The sequence below is a fragment of the Streptomyces sp. NBC_01003 genome (assembly GCF_045162695.1).
Taxonomy (GTDB): Bacteria; Actinomycetota; Actinomycetes; order Streptomycetales; family Streptomycetaceae; genus Streptomyces.
The window spans coordinates 6,918,037-6,941,575 of record NZ_CP108707.1; the positions used below are offsets into that span (position 1 = coordinate 6,918,037).

23 protein-coding genes and 2 riboswitches are annotated in these 23,539 nt (G+C 71.2%); of the genes, 8 read left to right on the forward strand and 15 right to left on the reverse strand.

Annotated features, from left to right (window positions below; translation table 11 throughout):
* Positions 1-40: 40 nt before the first annotated feature.
* The 5 genes from OG698_RS31505 to OG698_RS31525 all read right to left on the reverse strand — a co-directional run bounded on the left by OG698_RS31505 (position 41) and on the right by OG698_RS31525 (position 4,933).
* Positions 41-706: an SCO2322 family protein gene (locus OG698_RS31505; protein ID WP_406107023.1), complete on the reverse strand. Its 666-nt coding sequence runs from the start codon at positions 704-706 to the stop codon at positions 41-43.
* The gene (locus OG698_RS31510; protein WP_406107025.1) at positions 703-1,929 is read right to left on the reverse strand and encodes a prenyltransferase/squalene oxidase repeat-containing protein; all 1,227 of its coding nucleotides are present in this window, start codon (positions 1,927-1,929) and stop codon (positions 703-705) included. Before OG698_RS31510 ends, OG698_RS31505 begins: the two co-directional genes overlap by 4 nt.
* 136 nt (positions 1,930-2,065) lie before the next feature.
* Positions 2,066-2,135: riboswitch (cobalamin riboswitch) on the reverse strand.
* Between the two features lie 117 nt (positions 2,136-2,252).
* Positions 2,253-3,461, reverse strand: coding sequence for an SPFH domain-containing protein (locus tag OG698_RS31515; RefSeq protein WP_406107027.1), 1,209 nt, complete (start codon positions 3,459-3,461; stop codon positions 2,253-2,255).
* A gap of 12 nt (positions 3,462-3,473) precedes the next feature.
* Entirely contained in the window at positions 3,474-3,740 is a 267-nt protein-coding gene (locus OG698_RS31520) for a hypothetical protein (protein WP_406107029.1), read from the reverse strand.
* A gap of 155 nt (positions 3,741-3,895) precedes the next feature.
* Positions 3,896-4,933 carry an MBL fold metallo-hydrolase gene (locus tag OG698_RS31525; protein ID WP_406107031.1) on the reverse strand — a complete coding sequence of 346 codons (1,038 nt, stop codon included), beginning with the start codon at positions 4,931-4,933 and terminating at the stop codon, positions 3,896-3,898.
* 191 nt (positions 4,934-5,124) lie between these two features.
* Between OG698_RS31525 and OG698_RS31530 the strand changes: the two genes are divergently transcribed.
* Both OG698_RS31530 and OG698_RS31535 read left to right on the forward strand, forming a co-directional pair.
* A complete protein-coding gene (locus tag OG698_RS31530; RefSeq protein ID WP_406107032.1) occupies positions 5,125-6,606 on the forward strand; it encodes an aldehyde dehydrogenase in 1,482 nt (493 codons plus the stop codon).
* A complete protein-coding gene (locus OG698_RS31535; RefSeq protein WP_406107034.1) occupies positions 6,606-6,839 on the forward strand; it encodes a ferredoxin in 234 nt (77 codons plus the stop codon). Before OG698_RS31530 ends, OG698_RS31535 begins: the two co-directional genes overlap by 1 nt.
* 61 nt (positions 6,840-6,900) lie before the next feature.
* A riboswitch (TPP riboswitch) is annotated at positions 6,901-7,077 on the forward strand.
* A 54-nt stretch (positions 7,078-7,131) separates the two neighbouring features.
* On the opposite strand, the gene OG698_RS31540 is transcribed toward OG698_RS31535, so the two are convergent.
* Complete coding sequence (locus OG698_RS31540) at positions 7,132-7,752, reverse strand: TetR family transcriptional regulator (protein WP_100592000.1); 621 nt, start codon at positions 7,750-7,752, stop codon at positions 7,132-7,134.
* A 236-nt stretch (positions 7,753-7,988) separates the two neighbouring features.
* Here OG698_RS31540 and OG698_RS31545 point away from each other — a divergent pair, with 236 nt between their 5' ends.
* From OG698_RS31545 to OG698_RS31555, 3 genes are read left to right on the forward strand one after another with little or no spacing between them, the layout of a single operon-like run.
* Positions 7,989-9,383, forward strand: a complete 1,395-nt coding sequence (locus tag OG698_RS31545; RefSeq protein WP_406107036.1) for a glycosyltransferase family 4 protein — start codon at positions 7,989-7,991, stop codon at positions 9,381-9,383.
* Positions 9,377-10,108, forward strand: coding sequence for a class I SAM-dependent methyltransferase (locus OG698_RS31550; protein ID WP_406107038.1), 732 nt, complete (start codon positions 9,377-9,379; stop codon positions 10,106-10,108). Before OG698_RS31545 ends, OG698_RS31550 begins: the two co-directional genes overlap by 7 nt.
* Positions 10,105-11,190: a prenyltransferase gene (locus OG698_RS31555; protein ID WP_406107039.1), complete on the forward strand. Its 1,086-nt coding sequence runs from the start codon at positions 10,105-10,107 to the stop codon at positions 11,188-11,190. Before OG698_RS31550 ends, OG698_RS31555 begins: the two co-directional genes overlap by 4 nt.
* Here OG698_RS31555 and OG698_RS31560 read toward each other — a convergent pair.
* A complete protein-coding gene (locus tag OG698_RS31560; protein ID WP_266564765.1) occupies positions 11,184-11,480 on the reverse strand; it encodes a hypothetical protein in 297 nt (98 codons plus the stop codon). The genes OG698_RS31555 and OG698_RS31560 overlap by 7 nt on opposite strands.
* 119 nt (positions 11,481-11,599) lie before the next feature.
* Between OG698_RS31560 and OG698_RS31565 the strand changes: the two genes are divergently transcribed.
* Entirely contained in the window at positions 11,600-12,175 is a 576-nt protein-coding gene (locus OG698_RS31565; protein WP_406107041.1) for a hypothetical protein, read from the forward strand.
* A 28-nt stretch (positions 12,176-12,203) separates the two neighbouring features.
* On the opposite strand, the gene OG698_RS31570 is transcribed toward OG698_RS31565, so the two are convergent.
* From OG698_RS31570 to OG698_RS31600, 7 genes are all read right to left on the reverse strand, one after another.
* Positions 12,204-13,214, reverse strand: coding sequence for an LLM class F420-dependent oxidoreductase (locus tag OG698_RS31570; protein WP_406107043.1), 1,011 nt, complete (start codon positions 13,212-13,214; stop codon positions 12,204-12,206).
* A 113-nt stretch (positions 13,215-13,327) separates the two neighbouring features.
* Entirely contained in the window at positions 13,328-14,176 is an 849-nt protein-coding gene (locus OG698_RS31575; RefSeq protein WP_406107044.1) for a hypothetical protein, read from the reverse strand.
* A gap of 150 nt (positions 14,177-14,326) precedes the next feature.
* Complete coding sequence (locus OG698_RS31580; protein WP_406107045.1) at positions 14,327-15,340, reverse strand: N-acetylmuramoyl-L-alanine amidase; 1,014 nt, start codon at positions 15,338-15,340, stop codon at positions 14,327-14,329.
* Positions 15,341-15,364: 24 nt separating this feature from the next.
* Positions 15,365-16,015, reverse strand: coding sequence for a class I SAM-dependent methyltransferase (locus tag OG698_RS31585; RefSeq protein ID WP_406107047.1), 651 nt, complete (start codon positions 16,013-16,015; stop codon positions 15,365-15,367).
* 167 nt (positions 16,016-16,182) lie between these two features.
* Complete coding sequence (locus tag OG698_RS31590; RefSeq protein WP_406107048.1) at positions 16,183-17,508, reverse strand: M20/M25/M40 family metallo-hydrolase; 1,326 nt, start codon at positions 17,506-17,508, stop codon at positions 16,183-16,185.
* The gene (locus tag OG698_RS31595; RefSeq protein WP_375986006.1) at positions 17,505-18,878 is read right to left on the reverse strand and encodes a cytosine permease; all 1,374 of its coding nucleotides are present in this window, start codon (positions 18,876-18,878) and stop codon (positions 17,505-17,507) included. Before OG698_RS31595 ends, OG698_RS31590 begins: the two co-directional genes overlap by 4 nt.
* Positions 18,875-19,840 (reverse strand): DUF1177 domain-containing protein, encoded by a 966-nt coding sequence (locus OG698_RS31600; protein WP_406107050.1) that lies wholly within the window; start codon positions 19,838-19,840, stop codon positions 18,875-18,877. The genes OG698_RS31595 and OG698_RS31600 overlap by 4 nt, the downstream gene beginning before the upstream one ends.
* Positions 19,841-19,988: 148 nt before the next feature.
* Between OG698_RS31600 and OG698_RS31605 the strand changes: the two genes are divergently transcribed.
* Together OG698_RS31605 and pepE are read left to right on the forward strand one after the other, a co-directional pair.
* Entirely contained in the window at positions 19,989-20,810 is an 822-nt protein-coding gene (locus OG698_RS31605) for an IclR family transcriptional regulator (protein ID WP_406107051.1), read from the forward strand.
* A 138-nt stretch (positions 20,811-20,948) separates the two neighbouring features.
* Complete coding sequence (pepE, locus tag OG698_RS31610; RefSeq protein WP_406107052.1) at positions 20,949-21,677, forward strand: dipeptidase PepE; 729 nt, start codon at positions 20,949-20,951, stop codon at positions 21,675-21,677.
* Here pepE and OG698_RS31615 read toward each other — a convergent pair.
* Positions 21,640-23,397 (reverse strand): MFS transporter, encoded by a 1,758-nt coding sequence (locus OG698_RS31615; RefSeq protein WP_406107054.1) that lies wholly within the window; start codon positions 23,395-23,397, stop codon positions 21,640-21,642. The genes pepE and OG698_RS31615 overlap by 38 nt on opposite strands.
* Between the last annotated feature and the right edge of the window lie 142 nt (positions 23,398-23,539).

Genomic DNA, 23,539 nt, shown 5'->3' on the forward strand with positions numbered 1-23,539 from the left:
CCGTGTCTGTGGTCAGGTGCCTGCGTCAGCCGTGGCTGCCTCAGCCGCGCCGGCGGCGGGCCTGCCAGGCCGCGGCCGCGCCGAGCACGACGACGGCGGCGCCGCCCGCGATCAGGCCGACGGAGGGGCCACCGCCCTCGGAAGCCGCGTCCTTGGACCTGCCCGGCCCGGCCCCCTCGGAAGTCCCCTTGGAGGAAGACACCTGCTCGCCGCAGCCCGTCTTCGGGAAGCCGGCGATGGAACACAGCAGCGCCTGGTTGTTGTAGCGCAGCGGCTTCGCGACGGCGGCGAGTGCCTCCGCGCTGGTCGCGTCGTCCGCGACGCGCGCACACGCCGTACGCGGCTTCGGCGGCGTCTCACCGGACGGCGCGTCCTGCGCCGTGCCGAAGTCGAGGACGAGCGCCACCCGCTTCTCGCCGCCCTTCGCGGGAGTATCCGCGCAGATGGCGTCGAAGGAAGCAGCCCCGCGCGGCTTCGCCGAGTCCTGCGAGTCCTCGCTCACGGAGAACCGGAACCCCTGCACATCGCCGTCCGACGGGCGGGCCGTCGACGGGCCCTGCGACGCGTACACCCAAGCGGAGCCGTCGCGGTCCCAGAACGACCAGTAGCGATAGCCGGTCGCCTGCGCCTGGCCCGCCCCCGCGATGAGCGCACACAGCACGCCCGATATGAGAACGGCCAGGTTTCGGCGGCGGTACGTGGTCACAGCTGCTGCTTCTTGCGGCCGCTGAACAGGAAGCCGATGCCGATACCGGCGACGGCCGCGACGGCGACGACGTACCAGACGCTGATGCCGCCGCCGTCGTCCTTCTTCTTCTCGTCGGCCGTGGCGGCCTTCGTGGAGGACGGCGCGGGGCCCGTCGCGTTCAGGGCCTTGACCAGGTCCGTGCCGCCGAAGTCACGCGGGTCGTTGCCCGTCGCGTGCGCGGCGAAGATCAGCTGGGCGTAGGCGGCCGGACCGGACTGCTCGGCCCAGTCCCCGGCGTTCTTCTCCAGCCAGGCGTACGGGTCCTTCGTGTACTTGACGCCCTCGGCGGCCGCGATCGAGGTGACCGCGTCAGCGGTGTTGCCGTAGTCGGGCTGCGACTTGGTGCTGCCCGGGGTGACGGCCTTCAGGTACAGGCGGGTGCTGAGCTGGCCCTGGAGGTAGACGGCGGCGTTGTGCGCGAGGTCCCCGGCCGTCTTGCCGTCCTTGCAGACGTAGCTGTCCGGGGCCTTGCCCTTGCCGGGCGCCATGCCGGTCCCGAGCGCGCCGAGCACGCCGGCTGCGGTGGCGTCCGCGTTGGCGGCCAGTTTGCCCTTCTTGTCGGGCTGATAGGCGAGCGCGCCGCCGTCGTTGCCGTTGGAGCAGGGGAGCGCGAGCGCGGCCAAGGCGTCCTGGCCGGTCTTGCCGCGGCCCGACTTCACGTCGGCGGGCTTCTCACCGGCCGCGACGAGCGCGCCGATCACGACGGCGGTCGAGTTGGCGTCGCTGTCCATGCCGACGTTGTAGCCCCAGCCGCCGTCGCCGTTCTGCGCCTTCTTCAGCCAGTCCACGCCGCGGGTGACCTCGCCCTCGCGGCCGCCGACCGCGACGAGGGCCTGCACCGCGGCGGCCGTGCTGTTGCTGTCGACGAGCGTCTTCTTGTCGCACTCCTTGCCCGGCTCGGCGCGGAAGGCGGCGAACCCGCCGTTCGTGCACTGCTGCCCGGTCAGCCAGTCCACGGCCTTGTCGGCGGGCTTCACACCGACGGTGTCCTGCGCGACCAGCGCGATCGACTGCCGCCAGACACCGTCGTACGTCGGGTCGGCCTTCCCGTAGAGCCCGGAGGGGATCGCCACCGAGGGGGACGCGGAGGGCGCGGAGCCGTCCGCGAGGGCGGCCGGGGCGGTGGCCATGCCGATGACGGCGGTGGCCGCCACGAGCGCGGCGCTGCGGCGAATGTTCATGGTGGGGCGGGTGCCTCTCCCTGCGGGGAGCCGGGCGGCACGGCACACGCGGGCACCGGGCGGCTCCGGCTCCGTATGCCTCGACGGTGCCGGCCACCGGCGGTGCCGGTGACGCGAGCCGGTCACGCGCCGCACGGGGTAGTCCGGCTCACCACCTACGTGGTTCACGGTTGCGGGGTCAGCGCCGGATTCGCACCGGCTTCCCCCCGTGCGCGCGTGATGACGACCTGCCCACTGTACCGGCCCGTAGGGGGCCTCCCCTGGGGCACCCGAAAGGGCCGGGGCGGACCTGATCCGCCCCGGCCCTTTCCGGACGGGAGTGCCTAGCGGATGTCGACCGGCCCGTCGTCGCCCGGGCGCTTCGGGCTGTCCCCGCCGTCCACCGGGCTCGATGCCGCCCCCAGGTACCGCTGGATCTCCATCTCGCCGCCGCTCTTCTTGGCGTCGCCGTCCGGTGCGCCCAGGTTGCGGCGGACCGAGTCGAGGATGGTCAGCCCCTGGCCGACGAGTCCGGCCGCGATCTCACCGAGGCCGTCCGCGCCGTTGAGCACGTTCACGTTGGCGCCCTTGAGACCGCCGGCTGCCTCCTTCACGATCTGCGGCAGCTGGTCGATCAGCATCCGGTCGAGCGCGACCCGGTCGTACGACGCCGCGGCCGCGGCCTGGATCTTCATCCGCTCGGCCTCGGCGATGGCCATGACGCGGATCCGCTCGGCGTCCGCCTCCGCGGGCTTCACGACCTCGGCCACCAGCTGCTGCTGGCGCAGTTCGGCGGCCCGCTCGGCCAGTTCGGTGCGCGCCGCGAGGACCTCCTGCTCGGCGTGCGCCTGGGCCAGCGGCCCGGCCTGGGCGGCCGCCGCCTGCGCGCGGTCCACCTCGGCCTTGTACTCGGCCTGGACGACGGCGGTCTGCCGCGCGTACTCGGCCTGGTTGCGCTGGGCCTCCTGCTCCGCCTGGGTCGAGGCCTGGGTGGCCTGCGCCTGGGCGATCTGGGCCTGCCGCTGGATGGCCGCCTTGTGCGGGGCGGACATCGCGTCGATGTAGCCGGTGTTGCCGTCGTCGATGGACTGGATCTGGAGCGAGTCCACGATCAGTCCGATCTTCGCCATCTCGGCCTTCGAGGTGTCGAGCACCTCGGCGGCGAGCTTCTGCCGCTCCGTGACGATCTCCTCGACCGTCATCGAGCCGATGATGGAGCGCAGGTGACCGGCGAAGATCCGGCCGGTCAGGATCGACATCTGATCCTGGTCGGACAGGAACCGCTGGCCGGCGTTGACGATGGACTCCGTGTCGTTGCCGACCTTGAACGCGATGACGGCGCGCACGGTCAGGGCGATGCCCTGCCGGGTCACGCACTTCTCGACGACCTCGGCCTCGGACATGGCCAAGGACAGAAAGCGGGTCTTGCGGAAGACGGGCAGGACGAATTTTCCATGGCCCGTCACGACCCGGAACGGCGCTCCCCCAAGTCCCCGCCTGCCACCCGAGATCAGCATCGCCTCATCGGGAGCGGGAACGCGATATCCGAACATCCTTCAGTCTCCTTAGCGGGCGTCACCCGTGTCGCCGGAGCCGTCGGTCCGCTCGTCGTCGAGCGACGGATCGCTCCAAGCCATGACGACGACCTGGCGGGCGCCGCGGGACTCGATCACCAGGACCGTCGACCCGCGCTCCATGGGTTCGTCGGACCACGCGAGAAACGTCTCGCTGCCGCCCCGCACCCGCACCAGTACCTCGCCCGGGCCGTCGGCTCCGCGCGTGGCGATGACCAGCTTCCCCGTACAGCCGACCACGGCCTCGTCCGGCGCCATCGGTGGCCGCCCCCTTGTCGGTCCAGTTCTGAGATGCCAGACATTACGCCTGTTGCCACCCGCCGACCATGCGACGGAAGGCCCGCCGGGCAGGCTGTTTCGCACACCCGGTAAAGATCGCGCAACGCCGGTAAAGCACAGGTCAAGTGCGTAGGTCAGACCGGTGCATACGTCACAGGGTCGCTCCCGGCGACTGCCTCCGCGCGGCCGAGTTTCACCAGTCGGCGCAGATGGGCCTCGGCCTCCGAGACCGCGATGGTGCGCGACCCGTAAGGGATCTGTTCCCACGGCCGGTTCCACTCCATCCGCTCGGCGAGCTGCCAGGGGGTGAGCGGGGTGGCGAGCAGGGTGAGCAGGCCGGTGAGGCGCTCCTCGTGGTGGTCGAGCAGCTCCCGTACGCGGGCGGGGGCGTCGGTGAACGTGTGCTGATGGGCCGGGAGCACCTCGGCGGGGGCCAGGCGCCCGACGCGTTCCAGCGAGTCCAGGTAGTCGCCGAGCGGGTCGGTGACCGTGGCGTCGTCGGGGTCCTCGTAGAGGCCGATGTGCGGGGTGATGCCGGGGAGCAGATGGTCGCCGGAGAAGAGGCGGCCGTTGCCCGCGAGCCCGGCGGGGTGGTCCTCCTCCAGGTGCAGGCAGACATGGCCCGGGGTGTGGCCGGGCGTCCAGATCGCGCGCAGGCGGCGGCCCGGCAGGTCGAGCAGATCGCCCGGGGTGATGGTGCGGTCGGGGAGCGCGGGGGCGAGGCCCGGGAGGCTGCGGGCCCGGCCCGAGTCGCGGGCGGCGATCAGGGGCGCCATGTGCTCCTCGGGGGCGCCGGCCGCGGCGAGCTTCGCGGCCATGAACGCGTACCAGCGCTCCGGCGGGTTCTCCCGGGTGCGGCGCACCACGGAGACATCCGCCTCGTGCATGGCGATCCAGGCGCCGGACGCCTCGCGCACCTTGGCCGACAGGCCGTGGTGGTCGGGGTGGTGATGGGTGATCAGGACTCCCGTCACCTCACCGACGCTCGTGCCGCAGGCGGCGAGGCCCTCGGTGAGCGCGTCCCACGACTCCGGGTCGTCCCAGCCGGTGTCGATGAGGACGGGCCCGCGGTCGGTGTCGAGGAGGTGGACCAGGGTGAAGCCCAGCGGGTTGTCGGGGATCGGCACCCGAAGGGACCGGACGCCTCCGCCGTGGTCGGTCACCTGCGTCATCGGGCCCCACCTCTCGTACGACGACCTCGAACTCCCGCCACTGTAATAGAACTTGTTCCAATGGTCGCCCGGGTCGACTTGTTGCACGACGGTCGCCGTGCCGATCCGTGGACTCCTGGAACTGGAACTGGTATCAGTTTCCAGAGGTTCTGATGCAGTGTCAGAAAACTTCCCGCGAGAGGCGGTCGGTCATGACCGGGCATGAGGAACGGCTTGAGCACGAGTTCGTGGAGCACGGACAGCTCTACATCGGCGGGGAGTTGACCCAGCCGTCCGGCACGGACGTCATCGAGGTGATCTCCCCGCACACCGGCGAGGTCTTCGGGCGCGTGCCGCACGCCGCGCCCGCCGATGTCGACCGCGCGGTCGCCGCCGCCCGCAGGGCGTTCGACGAGGGACCCTGGCCGCGGCTCCCGCTCGACGAGCGGATCGCGGTCGTCACCCGGATCAAGGACGCGATCGCCGTACGGCACGAGGAGATCGCCCGCCTCATCTCCTCCGAGAACGGCTCCCCGTACTCATGGAGCGTCCTCGCGCAGGCCCTCGGCGCGATGATGGTGTGGGACTCCGCGATCACCGTCGCGAAGAGCTTCACGTACGAGGAGACGCGCGACGGTGCGCTCGGGAAGATCCTCGTGCGGCGCGAGCCGGTCGGCGTCGTGGCGGCCGTGGTCCCGTGGAACGTCCCGCAGTTCGTGGCCGCCGCCAAGCTCGCGCCCGCGCTGCTCGCAGGCTGCACCGTCGTCCTCAAGCCGTCGCCGGAGTCGCCGCTCGACGCGTATCTGCTCGGCGAGATCGCGAAGGAGGCGGGCCTTCCGGAGGGGGTCCTGTCCATCCTTCCCGCGGACCGCGAGGTCAGCGAGTACCTCGTCGGGCACCCCGGCGTCGACAAGGTCTCCTTCACCGGATCCGTGGCCGCGGGCCGGCGCGTCATGGAGGTCGCCTCGCGCAACCTCACCCACGTCACCCTCGAACTCGGCGGCAAGTCCGCGGCCGTCGTCCTGCCGGACGCGGACCTCGCGACGACCGTCCCCGGCCTCGTCCAGTCCGCCTGGATGAACAACGGCCAGGCCTGCGTCGCCCAGACCCGCATCCTCCTGCCCCGCTCGCGCTACGACGAGTTCGCCGGAGCCCTCACGGAGGCGGCGGCCGCGCTCGTCGTCGGCGATCCGCTCGACCCGGCGACCCAGGTCGGCCCGCTGGTCGCCGAGCGCCAGCAGCGCCGCTCCCTCGACTACATCCGCATCGGCCAGGAGGAAGGCGCCAAGATCCTCACCGGCGGCGGCCGTCCCGCCGGGCTCGACCGCGGCTGGTACGTGGAGCCGACCCTCTTCGGCGGCGTCGACAACTCGATGCGCATCGCCCGCGAGGAGATCTTCGGCCCCGTCATCTGCCTGCTGCCGTACGGCGACGAGGCCGAGGCGGTGAAGATCGCCAACGACTCCGACTACGGGCTCAGCGGCAGCGTGTGGACGGCCGACGTCGCGCACGGCATCGACGTCGCACGGCAGGTGCGCACCGGCACGTACAGCGTGAACACCTTCAGCCTCGACATGCTCGGCCCCTTCGGCGGCTACAAGAACTCCGGTCTCGGCAGGGAGTTCGGGCCCGAGGGGTACAGCGCCTTCCTGGAGCACAAGATGATCCATCTGCCGGCCGGCTGGGAGGCGTGATGGGGGACCGCTGGCACGTAGAGGTCGACCGGGGCGTGTGCATCGGCTCGGCCCAGTGCGTCCACCACGCCCCGGACGCCTTCCGTCTCGACTCCGGCAGGCAGTCCCGCCCCCTGGAGGCGGAGAGCGACGCCAACGAGAAGATCCTGGCGGCGGCGGAGGGCTGCCCCGTGGAAGCCGTCATGATCACGCTCCTCGGCAGCGGCGAGCCGGTCTTCCCGCCGGAAGACTAAAAAAAATCCCCTTTGGTGGGTTGCGTCATGACATGGGCGGTCTATTGTGGTAATTGGCCTATGAGGCGAGTGAGGGAGTCCCACCGGAGTAGCCGACTGTGGCGTGACGCAAACGGCATCCGCCGTGGCCGACGTCGACGGTAGGGCTGAGAGGCCGGAAGGCAGTAGCAGAGCCGGACGGCGACCCCTAACACCTGATCCGGACCATGCCGGCGCAGGGAACCCGTCTCGTAGGTTTTTCGCGTGCCCCGGTGCCGCTCGCGGCCCCGGGGCCGGTTTCCCGCCGGGGCGCCTACTTCTTCGCGTCCGGTGTGGTGAGGTCGATCAGCCGGCACACCGTCTCGATGTCTATCTTCACCTGTGCGATCGAGGCGCGCCCCGACAGCCAGGTGATGAGCGCCGAGTGCCAGGTGTGCTCGATGACGCGGACCGCGGAGAGCTGCTGCGGCGTCGGGTCGTCGAGTTCCATGGCGTCCAGGATGATCGCCGTCGTCTGGCGGGAGACCTGGTCGACCTCGGGGCTCACGCTGCGGTCGGCGAAGGTCAGGGCGCGCACCATCGCGTCGGCGAGGTGCGGCTCGCGCTGGAGCGCGCGGAAGGCCCGCATCAGGGTCTCCGCGACCCGCTCCGAGGGCAGGTCGGACGAGGGTGGGCGCTTGCGGACCGTCGCGTGCATGTGCTGGAGCTGGTCCTGCATCGTGGCCACGAGGAGATGCACCTTGGACGGGAAGTACCGGTACAGCGTGCCGAGCGCGACCTGCGAGGACTCGGCGACCTCACGCATCTGCACCGCGTCGAACCCGCCGCGGCTGGCCAGCTGGGCGCTTGCGTGCAGGATGCGGCGGCGGCGCGCCTCCTGGCGCTCGGTGAGGGGCGGCGACGCCGGATGTGCTGTCTTCGCTTCCGCTGTCATGTGTCCCGTTCCGTGGCTGTCAAGCCGTAATCCGGTGCTTTCGAGAGGCTCATCATGGCAGGGGAGCGGGGGCTCCGTCGTGGCGCGAATCACCTGATCCGAGCGTTACAGCGAGGCTACCTGCCGGTAGATTCTGTGCTCCTTGAAGGATCAAAGAGCCGACAACTCTGAAACTTGTTCTAGATTACCGCCCACGCGTAGTCTCGCGTGAACGTGCCGCGAGAAGGGGGCCAGGAGTGACCGCTGAGGCCATGGAGGCGGGCCCCCGGGCCGGGTCCTCCGCCGACGGTGACCGTCCGTTGCGCATCGCTCTCCTTACGTACAAGGGGAACCCGTTCTGCGGCGGGCAGGGCGTCTACGTACGCCATCTGTCCCGCGAACTCGCCCGGCTCGGGCACCAGGTCGAGGTCATCGGCTCCCAGCCGTACCCCGTGCTCGACGAGGGCGAGGACCTGTCGGGGCTCCGGCTCACCGAGCTGCCCAGCCTCGACCTGTACCGAAGCCCCGACCCGTTCCGTACCCCCAAGCGCGACGAGTACCGCGACTGGGTGGACGCGCTCGAGGTCGGCACCATGTGGACCGGCGGCTTCCCCGAACCCCTCACGTTCTCGCTGCGCGCCCGGCGCCATCTGCGGGCGCGGCGCGGCGAGTTCGACATCGTGCACGACAACCAGACGCTGGGCTACGGCCTGTTGGGCGGGCCCGCCGCGCTCGGCGCGCCCCTCGTCACCACGATTCACCACCCCATCACCGTCGACCGGCAGCTGGAGATCGACGCCGCGCCCGACTGGAAGCGGCGCGCCTCCGTACGGCGCTGGTACGCGTTCACGCGGATGCAGAAGCGCGTCGCCCGCCGCCTGCCGTCCGTGCTCACCGTCTCCGGGACCTCGCGCCAGGAGATCGTCGACCACCTCGGCGTGCGCCAGGACCGGATCCGCGTCGTGCACATCGGCGCCGACACCGACCTGTTCTCGCCGGACCCCTCGGTCGCCGAGGTGCCGGGCCGCATCGTGACGACGTCCAGCGCCGACGTCCCCCTCAAGGGGCTCGTCTTCCTCGTCGAGGCGCTCGCCAAGCTCCGCACCGAGAACCCGGCCGCCCACCTCGTCGTCGTCGGCAAGCGCGCCGAGGACGGGCCCGTCGCCGCGGCCATCGAGAAGTACGGCCTCGAAGGCGCCGTGTCCTTCGTCAAGGGCATCACCGACGCCGAACTCGTCGACCTCGTACGGTCGGCGGAGGTCGCCTGCGTGCCCTCCCTGTACGAGGGCTTCTCGCTGCCCGCGGCGGAGGCCATGGCCACCGGCACCCCCCTGGTCGCCACCACCGGCGGAGCGATCCCCGAGGTCGCCGGGCCCGACGGGGAGACCTGCCTCGCGGTGCCCACCGGCGACGCGGGCGCGCTGGCCACCGCGCTCGGCAGACTCCTGGACGACCCGCGGCTGCGGGCGCGGCTCGGCGCCGCCGGACGCGAACGCGTCCTCGGGAACTTCACCTGGGCCCGCGCGGCGCTCGGCACCGCCGAGCTCTACCGCGAGTCCATCGCCCGCTCGGCCGGCCGGACCACCGGCGCCGCGGCCACCCACCCTCTCGAACGTGCAGGATCCGACCGCGAAAGCAGGGCCACGTGCTGACCGTCGACTTCACCCGCTTCCCGCTCGCCGCAGGCGACCGCGTCCTCGACCTCGGCTGCGGAGCCGGGCGGCACGCGTTCGAGTGCTACCGGCGCGGGGCCCAGGTGGTCGCCCTCGACCAGAACGGCGAGGAGATCCGCGAGGTCGCCAAGTGGTTCGCCGCGATGAAGGAGGCCGGTGAGGCCCCCGCGGGCGCCACGGCCACCGCCATGGAGGGCGACGCCCTCAACCTCCCCTTCCCGGACGCCTCGTTCGACGTCGTCATCATCTCCGAGGTGATGGAGCACATCCCCGACGACAAGGGCGTGCTCGCCGAGATGGTCCGTGTCCTCAAGCCGGGCGGCCGCATCGCCATAACCGTGCCCCGCTACGGCCCCGAGAAGGTCTGCTGGACCCTCAGCGACGCCTACCACGAGGTCGAGGGCGGCCACATCCGCATCTACAAGGCGGACGAACTCCTCGGCAAGATGCGCGAGGCGGGCCTCAAGCCGTACGGCACCCACCACGCGCACGCCCTGCACTCGCCGTACTGGTGGCTGAAGTGCGCGTTCGGCGTCGACAACGACAAGGCGCTGCCCGTGCGGGCGTACCACAAGCTCCTGGTCTGGGACATCATGAAGAAGCCGGCGCTCACCCGGGTGACCGAGCAGCTCCTCAACCCGGTCGTCGGCAAGAGCTTCGTCGCGTACGCCACCAAGCCGCACCTGCCCAAGGCCGAGGCGTGACGAGCCCGGAGAAGACCGAACACCTCGTCCTGCCCGGCGTACTGACCGCCGAGCAGGCCGCCGCGACCGTCCGCGGGCTCCTCGCCGTGCAGCGCGAGGACGGCGCCATACCGTGGTTCCGCGGCCACCACCTCGACCCGTGGGACCACACCGAGGCCGCCATGGCCCTCGACGCGGCCGGCGAGCACGACGCGGCCGAGCGCGCCTACGACTGGCTCGCCCGCCACCAGAACGAGGACGGCTCCTGGTACGCGGCCTACGCCGACGGCGACGCCGGTGACATCACCGACCACGGCCGCGAGACGAACTTCGTCGCCTATGTCGCCGTGGGTGCCTGGCACCACTACCTCTCCACCGGCGACGACGCCTTCCTCGACCGCATCTGGCCCACCGTGTACGCGGCCATGGAGTTCGTCCTGCGGCTCCAGCAGCCCGGCGGGCAGATCGGCTGGAAGCGCGAGCCGGACGGGACACCCGTCGACGAGGCGCTCCTGACCGGCAGTTCGTCCGTGCACCACGCGCTGAGGTGCGCCCTCGCCATCGCCGAAGAGCGCGAAGAGCCGCAGCCCGACTGGGAGTTGGCGGCCGGCAGCCTGCGGCACGCGATCCGCCGCCACCCCGAGCGGTTCCTCGACAAGGACCGCTACTCGATGGACTGGTACTACCCCGTCCTCGGCGGCGCCCTCACCGGCAGCGAGGCCGAGGAGCGCATCCAGGCGTCCTGGGACCGCTTCGTCGTCCCCGGGCTCGGCGTGCGCTGCGTCGTCCCCAACCCGTGGGTCACCGGCGGTGAGAGCGCCGAACTCGCCCTCGCCCTGTGGGCGGTGGGCGAGTCCGACCGCGCTCTGGAGATCCTCCAGTCGATCCAGCACCTGCGCGACCCGGAGTCGGGCCTGTACTGGACCGGCTACGTCTTCGACGACCGGGCGGTCTGGCCGAGGGAACTGACCGCGTGGACAGCCGGTTCGGTGCTGCTCGCCGTCGCCGCGCTCGGCGGCGACGAGGCCACCTGCTCGGTGTTCGGCGGCCGCCTCCCGGCGGGCTTCGAACCGGACTGCTGTGAGGGAAGCCCCGCTCAGTAGCGGCGCAGCCGGCCGGCGACGAAGTGCCCGACGAACAGGTACACCAGCGCCGCCAGGCCGTAGCCCGCGACCACCCGCGCCCATTCGTCGTCGAACGTGAACAGGTCGTGCGACCAGCCGGCTAGCCACAGGGCCGCGTCGTGGATGAACTGCACCAGGTCGTTGCCGCGGTTGGCTTCCAGCAGGTACATCAGGATCCACAGGCCGAGGATGGCGGCCAGGATGTCTGCGACGACCATCACGATCGTCGCGGCTTGGTTGGTGCCTCGCGTTGCTTGGCTGGGAGACATGAAGCACTGGTTACCGCTCCACGGCGGGTGAAACCCGTACGGGCTCGCCCGAGTGGCACGGCCCTGGAGCAAGGGGGACGCTGCCAGGGAGCAGCAGCACCGCGCCCTGGAGGTTTGTCGTGACCGGTTCCCCCCTGCCCATACGCCGCGCCGTCGTGGCGCTCACCGTCAGCTCAGCGCTCCTCGTGGGCGGGACGGCGTGCAGCAGCAACGACACGACGAAGGCCAAGGCGTCAGCCACCGTGGCCGCGGATGTGGCGGAACCGACCGCCAGCAGCTCCGCCGAGAAGCAGAAGTTCGCCAAGACGCGCTTCGTGGCCAACGCGGGGCTCGCGGCCGGCGCGACCTACCAGTGGATCGTGAAGCCGTACCGCAAGGGCAAGTTCAAGAAGGGCGCCCACGGGCGGAAGCTCGCCCTCGTCAAGGCGGGTGTCGCGGGCGCGTTCGCGTACAACAGGCTGAAGGCGGCCGTGAAGAACGCGAAGGGCGACCCGCTGCTCTCCAAGGCCGTCGCGCCGCTCACGGCCGGCATCGACAAACTGAAGGACCTGCCGTCCAAGCTGCGCAAGGGCGACGGCGCCGCCGTCAACTCCTTCGACGATGTCATCAACTCGGTGAAGGACGCGGGCAAGAGCGCGGGCGCCGAGGTGAAGGACAAGGTGCCGTCGGCGAAGGAGCTGTCCTCGGGCTCGTAGCGCCGACTCTCCAACTGCACTCGCGGAGCTACGAGTTGAGCTCGGCCAGGATCCGCAGTGTGTGCGGGTCCGGGGCCAGGACGAGCAGGTCGGTGACCGGGCCCTTGCGCCACAGCTCAAGCCGTTCGGCGATGCGCCCGCGCGGGCCGACCAGCGAGATCTCGTCGGCGAAGGCGTCCGGCACGGCCAGCACGGCCTCCTCGCGCCGTCCCGCGAGGAAGAGCTCCTGGACCCGGCGGGCCTCGTCCGCGTACCCCATGCGCGCCATCAGGTCCGCGTGGAAGTTGCGCTTGGCGTGGCCCATGCCGCCGATGTAGAAGCCCAGCATCGCCTTCACCGGCAGCAGCCCCTCCGCGACGTCGTCGCAGACCGTGACGCGGGCCATCGGCGCGATCGCGAAGTCCTCCGGGAGGTCCGTGAGGGACGCCTCGTACGCGTCCGTGCGCGTCGGTGACCAGTACAGCGGGAGCCAGCCGTCCGCGATACGGGTCGTCTGTGCGATGTTCTTCGGACCTTCGGCGCCGAGCAGGATCGGCAGATCGGCGCGCAGGGGGTGCGTGATCGGCTTCAGCGGCTTGCCGAGGCCGGTGGCGTCCTCGCCGCGGTACGGGTGCGCGTGGAAGCGGCCGGCCACCTCGACCGGGCCCTCGCGCCGCAGGACCTGCCGCACCACGTCCACGTACTCGCGGGTCGCCGTGAGCGGGGACCTCGGGAACGGCCGCCCGTACCAGCCCTCCACCACCTGCGGCCCCGACAGGCCGAGCCCCAGCATCATGCGGCCGCCGGACAGATGGTCGAGGGTGAGCGCGTGCATCGCAGTCGTCGTGGGCGAGCGGGCCGCCATCTGCGCGATCGCCGTGCCCAGGCGGATGCGCGAGGTGTGCGCCGCGATCCACGTCAGCGGCGTGAACGCGTCGCTGCCCCAGGACTCGGCGGTCCACACCGAGTCGTAGCCCAACCGCTCGGCCTCCTGGGCGAGTTCGAGGTGGCGCGGGTCGGGACCGCGGCCCCAGTAGCCGAGCGCGAGTCCGAGTCGCATGGCCGCTCCCATTTCTGACGCACTGTCAGTTCGTGGTTCCGGGGCGACTGTACGACAACGGCCCCCCACCCGGAAGACGGGTGAGGGGCCGTGACGCGGAAGCCGGGGCGACGTCAGCCGCGCTGGATCCCGGTCGTGTCCTGGAGGACGCCGCGGCGGCCGTCCTGCGTCTGGGCCACCAGGCCGGGGCCGCGCTGCTCGACGGCCAGGTACCACGTGCCGGGCGCCAGCTCGGCGATCGGCGTCGGGGAGCCGTCCTCGGCGTACAGCGGACGCGGCACCGGCACCGCGAACCAGAACGGCGAGAAGTCACCGGCCGGGGCCTGCGCGGCCTGCGGCGCGGGCGCCGCCTGCTGCGGCTGGGCGGCACCGAAGGGCTGACCCGGCTGACCCGGCTGGCCGGGCTGGGCGCCGTAGGGCTGGCCCGGCTGCTGGGCGCCCGGGTAGCCGTAGCCGCCGGCAGGCTGCGCGCCGTACGGCTGCGGGGCCTGCGGGCGCGGGGCGCCGACGAGGGCACCCTTCAGTGCGGGCACGAGCGGCGTCGCGACAGCGGCACCCGCGAGCGCGAGGGTCGCGATGAGGCCGAGGATCACGCCCGTACCGGCACCGAAGCCGCTGTCCGAGCCCTGGCCGCTGTTGTTGAAGCCGCCGGCCGGGTCGAAGATGTTCCCGAGCGCGCTCCACGCGGAGAAGACGGCGAGGGCGATACCGAACTGGCCGAGGTCGAGACCGGCGACCTTCGGCACGGTGGGCAGCCCCCGGGCGACGACGATCAGCACCGCGGCGAAGATGCCCGCGAGAAAGACGCTCATCAGGAGCGGCGCGCTTTCCCAGGCGTTCGGGAAGTCGGCGCCGCTGGAGACCCCGTCGATCGAATAGATGTCGAGGAACGAGGCGATGAACAGCAACACCGCTGCACCGATCACCACGCCGTCGCCTCGAGTGAGGGAGCGGATATTCACTTCAGGTCGGTCCTTCGTCAGTCGTCCGGTCGTCGGCGGAGGCGTCGCTGTCGCTGCTGTGCCGTGCGAAGCGCGGGGGTGGCCCCACATCGTAGGGAGACACTATCGTCCGCGCGGCGGAGGTGTCTGCCGAGATCCGCAGGGTGAGAACTACCCGCGCAGGAAACTCACGATTCCGTCAGACATCCCCTGCGCCGCCTTCTGCCGCCACGCGCCGCTCGTCAACAGAGCCGCATCCTTCGCGTCACGCATGTTGCCGCACTCGATGAACACCTTCGGCACGGTCGAGAGGTTGAGGCCTCCCAGGTCCTTGCGCACGTCGAGGCCGGTGCCGTCGCCGATGTAGTTGGAGGGGGCCGAGCCCGTGGCGCGCAGGAAGTTGCCCGCGACGCGTTCGCCGAGATCGCGCGAGGGGCCTGCGATCGCCGTGGTGTTGGCGGAACCGGAGTTCAGGGATGCGGGAAGGATCACATGGAAGCCGCGGTTGCCCGCCGCGGAGCCGTCGGCGTGCACGGAGATGACGGCGTCCGCGTGCGCGTTGTTGCCGATCCGGGCGCGCTCGTCCACGCACGGGCCCCAGGAGCGGTCGCCGTTCTGGGTCAACTCGACGGTGGCGCCCTGCTGTTGGAGCAGGGTCCGCAACCGGCGCGAGACGTCGAGGGTGAACTGGGCTTCGGTGTAACCGGCGTTGGTGGAGGTGCCGGTCGTGTCGCATTCCTTGCGGTTCGTCCCGATGTCGACGAGCCGGTTGATCTCCGCGGCGTGCTGGAAGTTGCCCGGATTGTGACCCGGGTCGATGACGACGACCTTGCCCTTGAGGGGGCCGGATCCGGCGGGCTTGGCCGAGGAGGCGGGCGGCTTCGACTTCGACGGGGTGGCGCTGGGCGACCCGCCGCCCTTCTTGCCGTCGTCGGACTTCGACGGGGAGGGGGACGTGGTGTCCGTGCCCGCCGTCGACGACCGGCTCGCGGCGGGCAGGGTCTTCGCGGGCTCGTTCTCGCCCGGGCCGCCCGCCACCTGCCAGATCAGCCACCCGGCGAGAGCTGTGGGCACGAGCGCGGCGAGCGTCACGGTCAGCGGACTGCCGCTGAACCGGCGCGGCCGCCGGGGGCCGTCCCCGTCGCCGTCGAAGAAACCGTCGCTGTCCGGGCCTACGTATGACACGTGGGTGAGCCTAACGGTCCTTCTTCAGATCCCGGTGCCCGTTCGGCGCAGGACGCGCAGGGATTCCGTCGCCGAGACCTCTGTGAACGCGCCGGATTCCAGGGCCCGGAGGTAGATGCGGTACGGGGCCTGGCCCGTCCACTCGTCGATCTTGACCGGGAACACGTCGTGGATGAGGAGCAGGCCGCCCTCGGCGACGTGCGGGGCCCAGCCCTCGTAGTCGGCCGTGGCGTGCTCGTCGGTGTGGCCGCCGTCGATGAAGACGAGGCCGAGCGGGCCGCCCCAGACGGCGGCGACCTGCGGGGAGCGGCCCACCAGGGCCACGACGTGGTCCTCCAGGCCGGCCGCGTGCAGCGTGCGCCGGAACGTGGGGAGGGTGTCCATGCGGCCGACGACCGGGTCCACGGTCTCCGGGTCGTGGTAGTCCCAGCCCGGCTGCTGCTCCTCGCTGCCGCGGTGGTGGTCCACGGTGAGCGCGCTCACGCCGGCCTGGCGGGCCGCGTCGGCGAGCAGGATCGTGGAGCGCCCGCAGTATGTGCCGACCTCCAGGAGCGGCAGGCCCAGCGCGGCGGCCTCGGCGGCGGCCGCGTAGAGCGCCAGCCCTTCGCCGAGAGGCATGAACCCCTTGGCGGCCTCGAAGGCGGCGAGGATCTCCGGCTTGGGCGCCGCGCTCATGGGTTCCCCTGTCGTAGGCGTGGGTGAGGTCCGCTCATGTTGCCGTACGCCCCCGATGCCGGCTGAGGCGGGGCGTACGGGGGAAGAGCCTGTGTCTGCGCCCCGGCCGGGCGCGGCGCAGGCACAGGCTCTGGCCCGGGTCAGGGGTGATCGGGGGGAGCCGCGGGTCAGCAGCTCTGCCAGAGGCGGGTCATGACGCGGACGCCGAACCGCAGGCCCTCCAGCGGGACGCGCTCGTCGACGCCGTGGAAGAGGCGGCCGTAGTCCAGGTCGTGCGGCAGCTTGAGGCCCTTGAAGCCGAAGCAGCGGATGTCCAGCTTGGTGAAGGCCTTGGCGTCGGTGCCGCCCGGGTTGCAGTACGGGACGGGGTGGCCGTCGGGGTCCTCGGCGCGCACGGCCTCGCACATGGCGTCGACGAGCGGGCCGTCGAACGTCGTCTCCATAGCGATGTCGTGGTTGACCCATTCGCGCCGCACGGACGGCAGGAGCAACTCGTCGATGGTGTCGACGAGTTCCTGCTCGTGGCCGGGCAGGAAGCGGCCGTCGACGCGGGCGGTGGCCTTACCGGGGATGACGTTCGTCTGGTAGCCGGCGGTGAACATGGTGGGGTTCGCGGAGTTGCGGAGCACCACCTGCATGAAGTCGGCGACCGGTCCCAGCTTGGCGAGCTCGGCGTCGAGGTCGCCCGCCTCGAAGTCGATCTTCACACCCTTGAGTTCGGCGGCCTCGGCCAGCAGGGCCCGCACGGGCTCGATGAGGCGGATCGGGAACGTGTGGCGGCCGATGCGGGTGAGGGACTCGGAGAGGTCGGTGACCGCGTTCTCGTCGTTGGGGGACGAGCCGTGGCCCGCCCGGCCCGTCGCCGTGAGCTCCATCCAGGCCATGCCGCGCTGGGCGTTCTCGATCGGGTAGATGCGCTGTGTGTCGTCGAGCGCGTACGAGAATCCGCCGCCCTCGCCGATCGCCTCGGTGACGCCCGCGAAGAGCTCCGGGTGGTGCTCGACGAGCCAGTGCGCGCCGAACTTTCCGCCCGCCTCCTCGTCGGCGAGGAACGCGAGGACGATCTCCCGCGAGGGGCGGGTGCCGGTGCGGGCGAAGTGGCGGGCGGTGGCCAGCATCACGGCCACCGTGTCCTTCATGTCGATCGCGCCGCGGCCCCACAGGTAGCCGTCGCGGATCTCGCCGGAGAAGGGCGGCACCTGCCACTCGGCGGCGTCGGCGGGCACGACGTCGAGGTGGCCGTGCACGAGGAGGGCGCCGCGGGTGCTGTCCGCGCCGGGGATACGGGCGATGACGTTCGCCCGGCCCGGCGCGCTCTCGACGAGGGTCGAGTCGATGCCGGCCTCGGCGAGGCGGGCCACGACCCAGTCGGCGCAGGCGCGCTCGTCGCTCGTCGGGTTGGACGTGTCGAAGCGGATCAGCTCCGCGCACAGTCCGACGACCTCGGCCTGAGCCTCTTCGGATGCGGGGGTCAGGGCGCTGGGGGTGTTCATGCCGCTCCCACGGGGGTCGCTTCGGGGGCGGCGGGGACGGTGTCCTCGTCGTCCAGTGTGGAGGTGCCGTACGGCCGCACGAGGCCGAGGAGGCCGAGGACGGAGTACAGGACGAAGGCGGTGGCGAGCGAGTTGAGCGCCGGGATGCCGACGGTCACGTACTTGCCGACGCAGAACGCGGCGATCCAGATCACGATCGACAGGGGCACCCAGGTCGGCGACGACGCGGGCAGCGTCCCGGCCTCGCGGGTCTCGTCGAGCGGCTTGCGCATGCGGCGTACGACCCAGTACTCGGCCACGATGATGCCGCCGATGGGCGGGATGGCGACGCCGAGCACGGACAGGAACTCGGTGAAGTGGGTCATGATGCCGACGGCCGAGAGCAGGGTGCCCGCGAGGCCGAGCGCGACGGTGACGGCGCCGCGGTGCAGGCGCTTGCCGAAGACGACCTGGAAGAAGTTGACGACGCCGAGCGAGGAGCCGTACAGGTTCCAGTCGTTGATCTTCGCGGTGGACATCAGGACCACGATCACACCGAAGGCGCCCGAGGTGGAGAGCACGATGTGCGACACCTCGCTGGACTTCACCAGGTGGCCGAGCAGCACGCCCGTGAGGCCGACGATGTACTCGGAGAGGATCATCGACGAGGCGCTCTGCAGGAAGACGTGCGAGCCCTTGCGGTTGTAGCGGGTCATCTCGGGGGAGACGATCGCGCCGGTCATGTAGCCGCCCGCGATGGCGGTGGCCGCGACGGCGAGCGGGATCGTTTGACCCGGCGCCGGCGAGCTGATCAGATCGCCGATGGAGTGGTCCATCAGGGCGTTCGTGACCGACCAGGCGACGAGGGCGAAGAAGAGCGGCGTGACGATCTTCGCGAAGAGCGCCATGTAGCGGAAGCCGAAGATGACCAGGACCGTGATGGCGAGGCCGGCGGCCACGCACCACATCCAGGACGGGCCGCCGACGAGCGCGGACACGCTGTTGCCGAAGATCGTGTTCTGCACGCCGAACCAGCCGACGAGGCTGACGGCGATAACGAAGCTGACCAGCGCGGAGCCGTTGCGGCCGAAGCCGATCCAGCGGGTGAGCATCGGGGTCGCGAGGCCCTCGCGCATGCCGGCCAGGCCGATCGCGAAGATCACCACTTCGAGGATGACAGCGCCGAGCGTGAAGGCGAGGAACGCGTTCCCGAAGGTCATGCCGACGCCGATGGTGGCGCCCAGCGTGAACTGCGAGATGGAGCCCGACTGGGCGAGCCACTGGAGCAGCATCGTCCAGAAGCCGAGGCGCTGGTCGCGCGGGACGCGGGAGAGCGAGTAGTCGTCGCTGCCCAGGTTCTTGCCCGGCTTCTGAGCTGTGGTGGCGGTCATGAGGACTCCCGGGGCTCACGGCTCTCACGGCCGAGCGTCTGAAGGTGGGACAGGGAGCCGTAGCGGCTCACGAGGTTGTCGAACTCCGCCTCGTCGTAGAAGTCGAGGCGGCCGCCCCCGTACGCCTTGGCCGTCTCGACGGCGAAGCGTGAGGCACTGGCGATGTCGGTCTCGTGGCTCGCGCCGGTCTGGCAGCCGGGGACCGCGGCGGCAGAGGTGACCGCGAGGCCGACGACCGGAGCGGGCGTCGCCGTGGCCGGCTGGAGGATCGAATTGATGTGATGTGCCCCGTTACCGTACGGCGTGATGTCCTGTGTGGTCACCGGGTATGTGACCAAGGGCTCACCCGTGACGACCGCGAGCAGCTCGCCGAGCGCCTCGCTGACCCGCAGCACCCACCCCTCCTTGACGGTGGGGGACAGGGCCAGGCCCTTGTGGTTGATGATCCGGTTGCCCTTGGTGGTGTCGATGGAGAGCACGGCCTCCATCTCGCCGGTGACCTCGTGCCGGTTCATCGTGGCGATGTCGACCGGGGAGTCCATGAAGGGGACCGGGTCGTGCGGTGCGGTGGGCGCGTCCGGGCAGATGTGCGTGGCGACGATGACGTCACCCGGCAGCACGTCGCCCTTGCGGCGCATGTTGAGCAGCTTGGCCGCGGTGGCGAGCGCGGCGGCGGCGCCGTCCGCGTCGGAGACCAGACCAGTCATCTCGGGCCGGGCACCGACGCCGCCGAGGCGGCCGACCACGCCGAGCGTGCGGGACGAGCCGCCGCTCGTACGCCCCGAGCTGCCCGGGATCCGTACCAGCACGAAGTCGGTCGAGCCGCGCTCGCCGGTGACGGTGGTGACCTCGGCGCCGGAGCCCTGCGGGCCCGCGACCGAGTCGAGGTACTCCACGGCGCGTTTGCCGTCGGCGTTCGGGTCGTCGAGGAGTTCGACGATGTCTAGGACGTACTTCAGCATGGGCGGCCTCTCTCGCTCCCGACACTCACTCCAGGTCGGGTGGTGCTGACAGCAGATTCGGGATCGGTTAGCGTTGTCTGCAACTGTTTCCCGTTATCTGCAATTAAGGTCTGAATGCTGAGATGCCCGGACCTTGAGAGGTGTGGCGATGAGTGAGATCCCGCTGGACCGCAGGACGCCCACCGGCGCGCTGCAGACGGTCGACCGGGCCCTGCTCGTGCTGCTCGCCTTCGAGCGGACACGGCCGGACTGGGGCGTGACCGAGATCGCGGCGGAGTTCGGCTGGGACACCTCGGTGGCGCAGCGGCTCCTGTCCACGCTCGCCGGACGCGGCTTCCTGGTCTCCGACCCGGCGACGCGCCGCTACCGGATGGGTCCCGCCGTGCTGCGGCTCGGCCGGATGTGGGAGCGCTCGGGCTCGCTCGAACTGCTCGCCGCGCCCGTCCTCGAGGAGCTGGGCCGGGCGACCGGCGACACCGTCCTGTTCTGTCTGCCGGACAGCTTCCACATGCGCTGCGTCGCGGCCGTCGAGGGCGAGTCGGGGCCGCTGCGCTACTACCCGCTGGTCGGCGAGCTGTATCCGGCGCACGCCGGAGCCACAGCCAAGTCGTTCTACGCGTTCCTGCCCGACGAGCAGCGCCACCGGCTCTTCCGTGGCCGCCCCATGGCCCGCTTCACCGACCGCACGGTCACCGACCCGGACGAGCTGGAGCGGGAGCTGGTACAGGTGCGCGCCCAGGGGTACGCCTGGACGGTCGGCGAGTACGACGCCGGGATCGCCACGGTTGCCGTGCCGGTCTTCCTCGGCCGCGAGCCTTACGGCAGCCTCAGCCTCGGCGGCGCCAAGGAGCGCTTCGCCGACGGGCCCGACGGTCGCCTCGACGCCCTGCGCAGGGCGGCGAGCCTCCTGGAGAAGCGGCTCACCCACCCTCCGCAGCGCACGCGCAAGCCGCGCGCCCCGCAGTCCTGAAGCCCGCAGTCCTGAAGCGCCCAGTTCTGAAGCCCTCCAGCCCTGAATCCGCCGGTCCTGAAGCCCCATGCCCTGAGGCCCTCCGGCCCTTAACCCCCCGGCCCTGAAGTGCCGAGCCACCCCTGAGGAGTTACTCCCTTGAACCTGCTGCTGCTCTCCAACTCCACCCAGTACGGCCGTGGTTACCTCGCACACGCCCTGGACACCGTCACCGGCTTCCTGCCCCCGAAGGCCCGGCTCGCGTTCGTGCCGTACGCCCTCGCGGACCACGACACGTACACGGACCGGGTGCGGGGCGCGCTCGAAGGCGCCGGGATCGGCGTGCGCGGTGTGCACGAGGGTGACGACCCGGTGGCCGAACTCGCCGCCGCCGACGCCGTGTTCATCGGGGGCGGCAACTCCTTCCGGCTGCTGAGCGCGCTCTACCGCACCGGCCTGCGCGACGCCCTGATCAAGGCGGTCGGCGGCGGCCTGCCCTACATGGGCGCGAGCGCCGGCACGAACATGGCGGCGCCCAGCCTGCGCACGAGCAACGACATGCCGATCGTGCAGCCCCCGTCGTTCGAGGCGCTCGGCCTCGTCCCCTTCCAGATCAACCCGCACTACCTGGACCCGGACCCGGCCTCCACCCACAAGGGCGAGACCCGCGAGGAGCGCCTCACGGAGTTCCTGGAGGAGAACGACGTGCCGGTGCTCGGCCTGCGTGAGGGGTCCTGGCTGCGGGTGAACGGCGGACGCGCCGCGGTTCAGGGCGAGCGTGCTGCCCGCCTCTTCACCCGCGACGCGTCCCCGAAGGAGCTGTCGGTCGGTTCCGATGTCTCCGAACTGCTCAGCTGCGAACCGCGGTTCGACTCTCCGGCGCGATGAGCTCAAGGGCCAGGTCGACGTCGACCGGCCGGTCCTCGCCGTGGTGCGTCGCCGCGGAGGCCCGCGGCGCGTGCCCGGTGGCCGTGGCGGCCAGCACGTACGAGCCGCCGGCCGGGACCTCCAGGGCGTAACGGCCCGTGTGGTCGGTCAGCGCGGCGCCCGCCTGGCGGCCGCGCCGGTCGATGAGCGTGACCTTGGCCCGGGAGACGGGCAGGCCCGCCGCGTCGAGCACCTGGCCGCGGAATCCTCCGAGTACCTCCTCGGCGCGCTCCAGCGCGGCGTCCTCCTCGCTGCTGGCGCGCAGCTGCGGCTTGGTCGCCTGGCGCCGCTTCGGCAGGAAGACGGCGAGCAGGACGCCCATGGCGACCGCGGCGGTGGCGATCAGGAACGAGACGCGGAAGCCGTGCATGGTGGGCACGGCCGCACCGCCGACGTGGTTCGCCGTGTTGGCGAGGACCATGCCGATCACGGCGCTCGACACCGAGGTGCCGATGGACCGCATCAGGGTGTTGAGACCGTTGGCCGCACCTGTCTCGGACGCGTCGACGGCGCCGATGATCAGGGCGGGCAGCGAGGAGTACGCGAGTCCGATGCCGGCGCCCACGACCACCGAGATGACGATGGTCTGCCAGGCGGCGCTCATCAGGCCGAGGCCGGCGCCGTAGCCGATCGCGATGATCAGCATGCCGAGGATCAGGGTGGTCTTCGGGCCGTACTTCGCCGACAGGCGGGCGTACACGGGGGCCGTGAACATCATCGTGAGGCCGAGCGGCGCCACGCACAGGCCCGCGACGACCATCGACTGGCCGAGTCCGTAGCCGGTGGCCTTCGGCAGCTGGAGGAGCTGCGGCAGGACGAGCGAGATCGCGTAGAACGCGACACCGACCATGATCGAGGCGAGGTTGGTGAGGAGCACCTCGCGCCGCGCGGTGGTGCGCAGGTCGACGAGCGGGGCCTTGAGCTTCAGCTCCATCACGCCCCACAGCACGAGCACGACGAGGGCCGCGCCGAACAGGCCGAGCGTCATGGGGTCGGTCCAGCCCCAGTCGCTGCCCTTGGTGATCGGCAGCAGGAGGAGGACGAGTCCGGCCGACAGGCCGATCGCGCCGAGGACGTCGAAGCTGCCCTCGGCCTTGACGGAGCTCTCCGGGACGAAGAAGAGGGTGAGCAGGATCGCGACGACGCCGAGGCCCGCCGCGCCGAAGAAGAGGGCGTGCCAGTCCGCGTGCTGGGCCACGAGGGCCGCCAGCGGGAGCGCGAGTCCGCCGCCGACGCCGATGGAGGAGCTCATCAGGGCCATCGCGGACCCGAGCTTCTCGCGCGGCAGCTCGTCACGCATCAGGCCGATGCCGAGGGGGATGGCGCCCATGGCGAAGCCCTGAAGGGCACGGCCCACGATCATCACGATGAGATCGCTGGTGAAGCCCGCGACGAGCGAGCCGACGACCATGATCGCGAGGCTCGTGAGGAGCATCCGGCGCTTGCCGTAGAGGTCGCCGAGACGGCCCATGATCGGGGTGGAGACGGCGCCCGCGAGGAGGGTCGACGTCAGGACCCAGGTCGCGTTGGAGGGGGCGGTGCCGAGCAGGACCGGGAGGTCCTTGATGACCGGGACGAGGAGCGTCTGCATCACCGCGACGGTGATGCCGGCGAAGGCGAGTACGGGGACGACTCCGCGTATTCCGCGTTGTGCGGTCGGCCGTTGGGTCGTCTGCGTCATTGCGTAGTGCCTCCGGAGGCAGTGAGTCAAAGGGGTCGCGCTGGCGGCGGGTTTCGCGCTGCGGGTATGTGGAAGATGAACCCGTTACCTGGGGCGACTATTCCGACGGGCGTCGTACGAGGGGAAGTCTTGAAGGTCTTTA

Excerpts from the sequence above, each read along its gene's own strand:
- OG698_RS31590 (WP_406107048.1), bottom strand. The coding sequence starts at position 17,508 with ATGAACACCCCCAGCGCCCTGACCCCCGCATCCGAAGAGGCTCAGGCC.
- OG698_RS31585 (WP_406107047.1), bottom strand. The coding sequence starts at position 16,015 with ATGAGCGCGGCGCCCAAGCCGGAGATCCTCGCCGCCTTCGAGGCCGCC.
- OG698_RS31615 (WP_406107054.1), bottom strand. The coding sequence starts at position 23,397 with ATGACGCAGACGACCCAACGGCCGACCGCACAACGCGGAATACGCGGA.
- OG698_RS31510 (WP_406107025.1), bottom strand. The coding sequence starts at position 1,929 with ATGAACATTCGCCGCAGCGCCGCGCTCGTGGCGGCCACCGCCGTCATC.
- OG698_RS31600 (WP_406107050.1), bottom strand. The coding sequence starts at position 19,840 with ATGCTGAAGTACGTCCTAGACATCGTCGAACTCCTCGACGACCCGAAC.
- OG698_RS31560 (WP_266564765.1), bottom strand. The coding sequence starts at position 11,480 with ATGTCTCCCAGCCAAGCAACGCGAGGCACCAACCAAGCCGCGACGATC.
- OG698_RS31530 (WP_406107032.1), top strand. The coding sequence starts at position 5,125 with ATGACCGGGCATGAGGAACGGCTTGAGCACGAGTTCGTGGAGCACGGA.
- OG698_RS31540 (WP_100592000.1), bottom strand. The coding sequence starts at position 7,752 with ATGACAGCGGAAGCGAAGACAGCACATCCGGCGTCGCCGCCCCTCACC.
- OG698_RS31520 (WP_406107029.1), bottom strand. The coding sequence starts at position 3,740 with ATGGCGCCGGACGAGGCCGTGGTCGGCTGTACGGGGAAGCTGGTCATC.
- OG698_RS31515 (WP_406107027.1), bottom strand. The coding sequence starts at position 3,461 with ATGTTCGGATATCGCGTTCCCGCTCCCGATGAGGCGATGCTGATCTCG.
- OG698_RS31535 (WP_406107034.1), top strand. The coding sequence starts at position 6,606 with ATGGGGGACCGCTGGCACGTAGAGGTCGACCGGGGCGTGTGCATCGGC.
- OG698_RS31595 (WP_375986006.1), bottom strand. The coding sequence starts at position 18,878 with ATGACCGCCACCACAGCTCAGAAGCCGGGCAAGAACCTGGGCAGCGAC.
- OG698_RS31525 (WP_406107031.1), bottom strand. The coding sequence starts at position 4,933 with ATGACGCAGGTGACCGACCACGGCGGAGGCGTCCGGTCCCTTCGGGTG.
- OG698_RS31570 (WP_406107043.1), bottom strand. The coding sequence starts at position 13,214 with ATGCGACTCGGACTCGCGCTCGGCTACTGGGGCCGCGGTCCCGACCCG.
- OG698_RS31605 (WP_406107051.1), top strand. The coding sequence starts at position 19,989 with ATGAGTGAGATCCCGCTGGACCGCAGGACGCCCACCGGCGCGCTGCAG.